The 6,182-nt window shown below is 41.1% G+C and carries 7 protein-coding genes; 2 read left to right on the forward strand and 5 right to left on the reverse strand.

The features are described 5' to 3' along the window. The first annotated feature begins 324 nt into the window (after nucleotides 1-324). Nucleotides 325-1,230 (forward strand): helix-turn-helix domain-containing protein, encoded by a 906-nt coding sequence (locus ADI86_RS00120; protein WP_049531289.1) that lies wholly within the window; start codon nucleotides 325-327, stop codon nucleotides 1,228-1,230. 37 nt (nucleotides 1,231-1,267) lie between these two features. Here ADI86_RS00120 and ADI86_RS00125 read toward each other — a convergent pair whose 3' ends face one another. The 5 genes from ADI86_RS00125 to miaA are packed head-to-tail and all read right to left on the reverse strand — an operon-like array spanning nucleotide 1,268 to nucleotide 5,719. Beyond that, nucleotides 1,268-2,023 carry an SDR family NAD(P)-dependent oxidoreductase gene (locus ADI86_RS00125; protein WP_049531290.1) on the reverse strand — a complete coding sequence of 252 codons (756 nt, stop codon included), beginning with the start codon at nucleotides 2,021-2,023 and terminating at the stop codon, nucleotides 1,268-1,270. 20 nt (nucleotides 2,024-2,043) lie between these two features. After that, the gene (gene rnz, locus ADI86_RS00130; RefSeq protein ID WP_049531291.1) at nucleotides 2,044-2,973 is read right to left on the reverse strand and encodes a ribonuclease Z; all 930 of its coding nucleotides are present in this window, start codon (nucleotides 2,971-2,973) and stop codon (nucleotides 2,044-2,046) included. Between the two features lie 14 nt (nucleotides 2,974-2,987). After that, nucleotides 2,988-3,611, reverse strand: a complete 624-nt coding sequence (locus tag ADI86_RS00135; protein ID WP_049531292.1) for a cystathionine beta-lyase — start codon at nucleotides 3,609-3,611, stop codon at nucleotides 2,988-2,990. Next, nucleotides 3,604-4,842, reverse strand: a complete 1,239-nt coding sequence (gene hflX / locus ADI86_RS00140; protein ID WP_049531293.1) for a GTPase HflX — start codon at nucleotides 4,840-4,842, stop codon at nucleotides 3,604-3,606. The genes ADI86_RS00135 and hflX overlap by 8 nt, the downstream gene beginning before the upstream one ends. After that, entirely contained in the window at nucleotides 4,835-5,719 is an 885-nt protein-coding gene (gene miaA / locus ADI86_RS00145) for a tRNA (adenosine(37)-N6)-dimethylallyltransferase MiaA (RefSeq protein WP_049531294.1), read from the reverse strand. Before miaA ends, hflX begins: the two co-directional genes overlap by 8 nt. Nucleotides 5,720-5,839: 120 nt before the next feature. On the opposite strand from miaA, the gene ADI86_RS00150 reads away from it, so the two are divergent. After that, nucleotides 5,840-6,010, forward strand: a complete 171-nt coding sequence (locus ADI86_RS00150) for a DUF3042 family protein (protein WP_001051780.1) — start codon at nucleotides 5,840-5,842, stop codon at nucleotides 6,008-6,010. Nucleotides 6,011-6,182 lie beyond the last annotated feature (172 nt).

Here is a 6,182-nt window from a genome sequence, read left to right on the forward strand (position 1 = left end):
GACGCAAGCGCAATAGCTGTTGAAGTTGTTAGGGTTTTCAGTTTCTTCATCATTTTCTCCTTTGATGGCTGATAGAATAGGATTGAGTGGTAAGTCAATCCTTGTTATACTAGTATAACAAGCTCACTTTTTTTATCTATTCTTTCCCTTATGATACCATAATAGATATCTAAATTTTTCGTCATTTAAACTATAGTTTCAATGTTATTTAAAAAATCCAAAAATAGCATAGAATTCTAATATTTTGTAACTATAGTTTTCTTTTCCCTATTTTTTCTCTAAATTTTTGTATAATAGTTTTAGAAGTATGTAAGGAGATTATTTATGGAAAATCTATACCCATTTGGAGCTACATTTAAGTACCTGCGTGAAGCACGAGGACTCAGCCTAAAGGAAGCTGCCTCAGATATCGTATCACCACAATTCCTAAGTCAATTTGAAAAAGGAGACAAGGGAATCTCACTTGAAAACTTTGCCAAACTGTTAATTGTTATCGGAGTTGAATGGAATGATTTTGTTCTCGCCTATGCAAATAAAGGTGGAGACTGCTTAGAATTACCTGCTATTGAATTTGGCAAGCATGTGGTCCATGAAGAAGATATCCTCACTTACATTGAAGACTACGAAAAATTATTTGATGTCTATCTAAAAGACAATCCACTTCAGGCAGAGATGATTTTTAAATCTATTAAATTAAGACATTATCCAACCATATCAAAGAGTCCAGAAACTGTTGCCAGAATTCAAAACATTATCAATCATTTAATGAAATCGGATGTCTTTAATAGTATCGAACTTGAAATTTATCGCGTCATCGTCAATCATTGTCCGATGGAACTCATTGACCATATGAGCAAACAATTACTACTTATGTACAAAGAAAGTGCCAATACTGACACCTACATCCGTATTTTAAATGCTCTCACTTTCTCCGCAAAATACTTCTCAGAGCTGAGATACTATCAAAAGGCTGATGATATTATCAAAAAAATTAAATCACTTCAGACCTTCGAACGAGGCTATCTGGCTATTCCCCTCATGTTCCTAGAAGTTGAACATGTTTACAATCAATTTAGATGGAACAAACCTGAGGCTATTCCCTTAGCCAAAAATCTATTTAATTATCTTCAAAGTGCAAAATTCATTGATCAGCAATACTACTCTAATTTTATCAACGCCTTTACTTATCATTGCCACGCATTAAATAAGACTGGAATTGATTTGTTCTAATCGTCAAAAAAGTTGCTCCATTTTAGGAACAACTTTTTTATTTATAATTAAAAGTCTCCCCTGCCAACTTATCAGCTAGCTTGGGAAAGAGAGTATAAAACTTATGGGCTAGGTTCAACAAAATTGGTAGATTAAGTTCTCGTTTGTTTTTTCCTATAATCTTGACAATCTTTTTAGCCACTGCATCTGCTTCCAACAGGAAGCGTTCAACCGATTTAAGATAGGTTCCATCTGGGTCGGCCTGGTCAAAAAATCCTGTACGGATTGGTCCTGGATTGACTGTTGTCACATAGACTTCATAGGGCATCAGTTCGAGGCGTAAAGCATTTGAAAAACCAATAGCCGCAAACTTTGTTGCTGAGTAGAGACTGGACTTGCCAGTAGCGATCAAACCTGCCATGCTGACGATATTGATGATATGGCCTTTTCTGCTTTCCTTCATACGAGCTGCAAGGCGCCGAGACAGATTCATCAGAGCAAAAGTATTGACCTCAAACATCTGGTGAATATCTTGGTCGGAAATCTGCTCAAATTCCTCCAAAATCCCGTAACCAGCGTTGTTAATCAAAACATCAATCTTCCCATAGCGGAGATAGAGGTCTGCTGCCAGAGTTTCTAGGGCTGAATCATCTGTAATATCGATTTCAATCAATTCTGCATGGGGATGGCTTCCGTAGAGTTGGGCTAATTTTTCCTTATTTCTACCAAGCAAGATGAGTTGATCATTTGGCAGGAGTTTGACCATTTCTTGGGCCAGACCACCGCTAGCTCCGGTAATGAGAATAGTACGCATACTTATCCTTTCTCAATCTTTTAGATTTCCACTTCTTCTAAGTCTTTGACCACATGGACATTTTCAAAAATCGTTGCCGCATCTTTCTTGAGCTTACTAATATCTTTTGATAGAAAGCGAGCGCTGATATGGTTGAGCAAGAGTCGCTTAGCACCTGCTTCTACTGCCACCTGCGCTGCCTGCATATTGGTTGAGTGACCATGATTGCGGGCAATTTTTTCATCACCCTTGCCATATGTGGACTCATGGACCAGGACATCAGCATTGATAGCCAGACGCACACTGGCATTAGTTTTTCGGGTGTCGCCCAGAATGGTGATAACCTTACCTGGACGTGGCGCTGAGATATAGTCAGCTGCCTTGATTTCAGTCCCATCTTCGAGAACAACGTCCTGACCGTTTTTGATTTTTCCAAAAAGCGGGCCAAATGGGACGCCAGCAGCCTTTAGTTTTTCAGAATCCAGCGTTCCTTCCAAGTCCTTTTGCATGACACGATAACCAACACAGAAAATAGTATGATCCAGCTCTTCTGCATACACCGTGAATTTATCGGTCTCAAGGATTTTTCCTAGAGAATCTTGGTCGAACTCATGAAAATGAATTTTATAAGGCAGGCGAGAACCTGACACACGAAGACTGGTTAAGACAAATGACTTGATCCCTTGAGGTCCATAGATTTCCAAATCCGTCTGCTCTTCATTTGCTTGAAAGGCACGGCTAGAAAGGAATCCTGGCAAGCCAAAGATGTGATCTCCATGCAGGTGGGTGATAAAGATTTTGCTGACCTTCCGTGGTCGAATCGTGGTTTCAAGAATACGATTTTGCGTTCCTTCTCCACAGTCAAAGAGCCAGACTTCGTTAATCTCATCCAAAAGTTTCAGGGCAAGACTTGAAACGTTGCGGGCTTTAGAGGGTTGACCAGCCCCCGTTCCTAAAAATTGAATATCCATTCGATACTTTCTAATTAATCAATATATAACATGGCTGTGCGGTTTTCCGATCGGAAATAGCGCCTGCCAGAAAAAGCAGTAGCTTCTTGTAATAAATCCTCTTGACTGTAGCCTTTGAGACGTTTACGACCGTCAGCCAAGCTTTCTAAATCAGTCAAAGCTGTGAGACTCTCCACACTAACAACTTCCTCGTCCCCGACAGACTTCAAGTAAATCTTTCCAGACTCTTCAAAGATGAGTTGATGGGGGAAAATTTGTGCAACTTCAAAGAGCAAGTCTTCCGAAATAACCTCTTTATTTTCAGAGAAAATCCGTCCCAGACTCTCACTCTCATAGCAAAAACCAAAGGATTTGCCAGACAGATTAAGCCGAACAAAAGGCTTGTTTTCTGAGGTGAAACTAGGTTCAGTATTGTAAAGATTCAGTTCCTGACTGAGTTCTGCAAAATAATCCGTCGCAGCTTCAGGACTCTTTTTCTGGTAGAGTTCTGCAAAATAGGCATTAACGACACTTGGAGGAGGTGTGATAAGAGACAATTGCTCCTGCTCTGTTTTACCAGCTAGAAGCTGATCCAGATAGACCTTGTCCAGAGTCGTATAGCCCCCATATTTTAGAGCCAAGGTTTTGATATCAGTCATAAAATTCCTCTAATCTCCATTTGTTTCTCTCTGCAATGTAGCCTGTGATGACTTCGCCATCATCTTGGTAGTCCCGTTCTTCAAGAATCGCAACACTTTCTAAATCATGAATCTTGTAGGACTTAGAAAAAGGCACGCGCAGGGTAAATGCTTCAAAAATTTCCTTGATCTTATCTAGCAGTATAGTTTGCAGCTGCTCACGACTATCCTTCGACTTGGCAGAAATGAGGGCATAAGGTGTTTGAGTAGGCATAAAGTCCTCTACCAAATCTGCTTTATTATAAAGGGTCAGGCGAGGAATATCCTCCATATCCAAGTCTTTCATGATGGACAGAACTGTTTTTTCGTGTTCCTCGTGGTAAGGATTGCTGGCATCGATGACATGGACCAGGAGATCTACATGCTTGCTTTCTTCTAGGGTAGACTTGAAACTCGATACCAACTCTGTCGGCAAGTCTTGAATAAATCCAACGGTATCCGTCAAGGTAACCTGAAGATTGCCTCCCAGATGGATGCTTTTAGTTGTCGCATCCAGAGTCGCAAATAATTCATCTGCTTCATACTGGGTCTTGCTGGTCAAAGTATTCATAATAGTCGATTTCCCAGCATTGGTATAACCAATCAAACCAATCTTAAAGGTGCTGGACTCCAAACGTTTTTCTCTGACAGTCGCCCGATTTTTCTCAACAACCTTGAGCTGGCGCTCGATATCCGTGATTTGATTGCGAACACTACGACGGTTCAGCTCCAACTGGCTTTCACCAGGTCCACGGGAACCAATTCCCCCAGCCTGACGACTAAGCATAATCCCCTGACCAACCAAGCGAGGCAAGAGATATTTGAGCTGGGCCAAATGCACTTGGAGCTTCCCTTCATGGCTTCGAGCTCTCATAGCAAAGATATCCAAAATCAACTGCATACGGTCAATGACCTTGACACCCAAGACTTCCTCTAAATTGACATTTTGCCGAGGTGTCAGACGGTTGTTGACGATGACAGTCGTGATTTCTTCTGCATCCACCATTTTAGCTATTTCTTCCAACTTACCAGAACCGACAAAGGTCTTAGAATCGTATTTTTCGCGTTTTTGTCTGTAACTATCTACTACGACTGCTCCAGCTGTCTTGGCTAGACTGGCCAATTCTTCCATGGAGAGGTCAAAATTGTCCATGCCCTGCAATTCCACACCAATCAGCAGGACCCGCTCCTCTTTTTTCTCCGTATCAATCATCTAAAAACTCCTCTATCTGGCTTAAAATACGGTCTTGCACTCCAGACTCTCCAATCTGATAAAAGGTGACCTGCATACGATTACGGAACCAGGTCAACTGACGCTTGGCAAAACGACGAGTAGCCTGTTTGAGACTCTCACTAGCTTCCTCCAAGGTCTGCTCTCCACGAAAATACGGAAAGAGTTCCTTGTAACCAATTCCTTTAGCAGCCTGCACATCAGGATAATGGTCAAAAAGCCACTTGGCCTCATCCAAAAGCCCAGCCTCAAACATCAAATCCACTCGATGATTGATTCGTTCATATAATTGACTGCGCTCATCATCCAAGCAGATAATCAGCGGTTCATACAAGGTCTCTTGATTTTCCAAATCCTGACCAAAATGAGCAATTTCCAAGGCACGCATAGCACGACGACGATTAAACTGGGGAATTTCAAGTCCTGCTTGCTTCACAAGATGAGCTAATTCCTCATCTGTATAAGGATCCAAACTAGCTCGATAAGCTAAAATCTCCTCATGAGGAGTCTCCCCACCAAGATGATAACCTTCTAGCAAGCTCTGGATATAAAGTCCAGTCCCACCAGCGATAATAGCTAGCTTACCCCGACTGTGAATATCCTCAATAGCCATCTTAGCTTCTAAAACAAAATCAAAAGCCGAGTAAGACTCGGTTACCTCTCTAACATCGATTAAATGATGGGGAACAGCTGCCTGCTCTTCTGGACTAGCCTTAGCAGTTCCAATATCTAGACCTCGGTAAACCTGCTGACTATCACCGCTAACAACTTCGCCATTAAAACGCTGAGCAACTTCAATGGCTAGATCTGTCTTTCCAACTGCAGTCGGTCCAACTATCACAATTATTTTTGTTTTCATCTTTTTTCCTTGAAAAATTCCCATTTTTTCGTTACTATTATTATAACACAAAAAGGTCAGTCAGAAAAATGTGACCTCTTTAGGAGGCTGGCTGATTAAGAAGATAAAGGAGGAAGACTCATGGCAAAAGGATTCGCTAAAGGTCTTGTAACAGGTGTCGCAGGAACTGTCGCTGCAGTTGCAGGTGCAGTATACGCATTCAAAAAGAAAGTAATCGAACCAGAAGAGCAAAAAGCAGCTTTCATCGAAGAAAACCGTAAAAAAGCAGCTCGTCGCCGCGTATCACGTTAAGAAACAAAAGAAGTTGGGATTTATTTTCTCAACTTCTTTTTTCTATTCTTTGGCTCTATAATATTTGTGGTGGGTAAATCCCCTATAGACATTATGGAGCCTATTTTGGTGTAGAAAAAAAGTCCCATAAGATCTATAATGAAAAGCAACCAAACCATCATTAGAAAGAATC

It is taken from the genome of Streptococcus pseudopneumoniae (genome assembly GCF_001074975.1).
GTDB classification, from domain to species: Bacteria; Bacillota; Bacilli; order Lactobacillales; family Streptococcaceae; genus Streptococcus; species Streptococcus pseudopneumoniae_D.

Bases quoted from the DNA above. Each gene is read 5' to 3' on its own strand.
- ADI86_RS00135 (WP_049531292.1), bottom strand. From the start codon at position 3,611: ATGACTGATATCAAAACCTTGGCTCTAAAATATGGGGGCTATACGACT.
- ADI86_RS00125 (WP_049531290.1), bottom strand. From the start codon at position 2,023: ATGCGTACTATTCTCATTACCGGAGCTAGCGGTGGTCTGGCCCAAGAA.
- rnz (WP_049531291.1), bottom strand. From the start codon at position 2,973: ATGGATATTCAATTTTTAGGAACGGGGGCTGGTCAACCCTCTAAAGCC.
- ADI86_RS00120 (WP_049531289.1), top strand. From the start codon at position 325: ATGGAAAATCTATACCCATTTGGAGCTACATTTAAGTACCTGCGTGAA.
- miaA (WP_049531294.1), bottom strand. From the start codon at position 5,719: ATGAAAACAAAAATAATTGTGATAGTTGGACCGACTGCAGTTGGAAAG.
- hflX (WP_049531293.1), bottom strand. From the start codon at position 4,842: ATGATTGATACGGAGAAAAAAGAGGAGCGGGTCCTGCTGATTGGTGTG.
- ADI86_RS00150 (WP_001051780.1), top strand. From the start codon at position 5,840: ATGGCAAAAGGATTCGCTAAAGGTCTTGTAACAGGTGTCGCAGGAACT.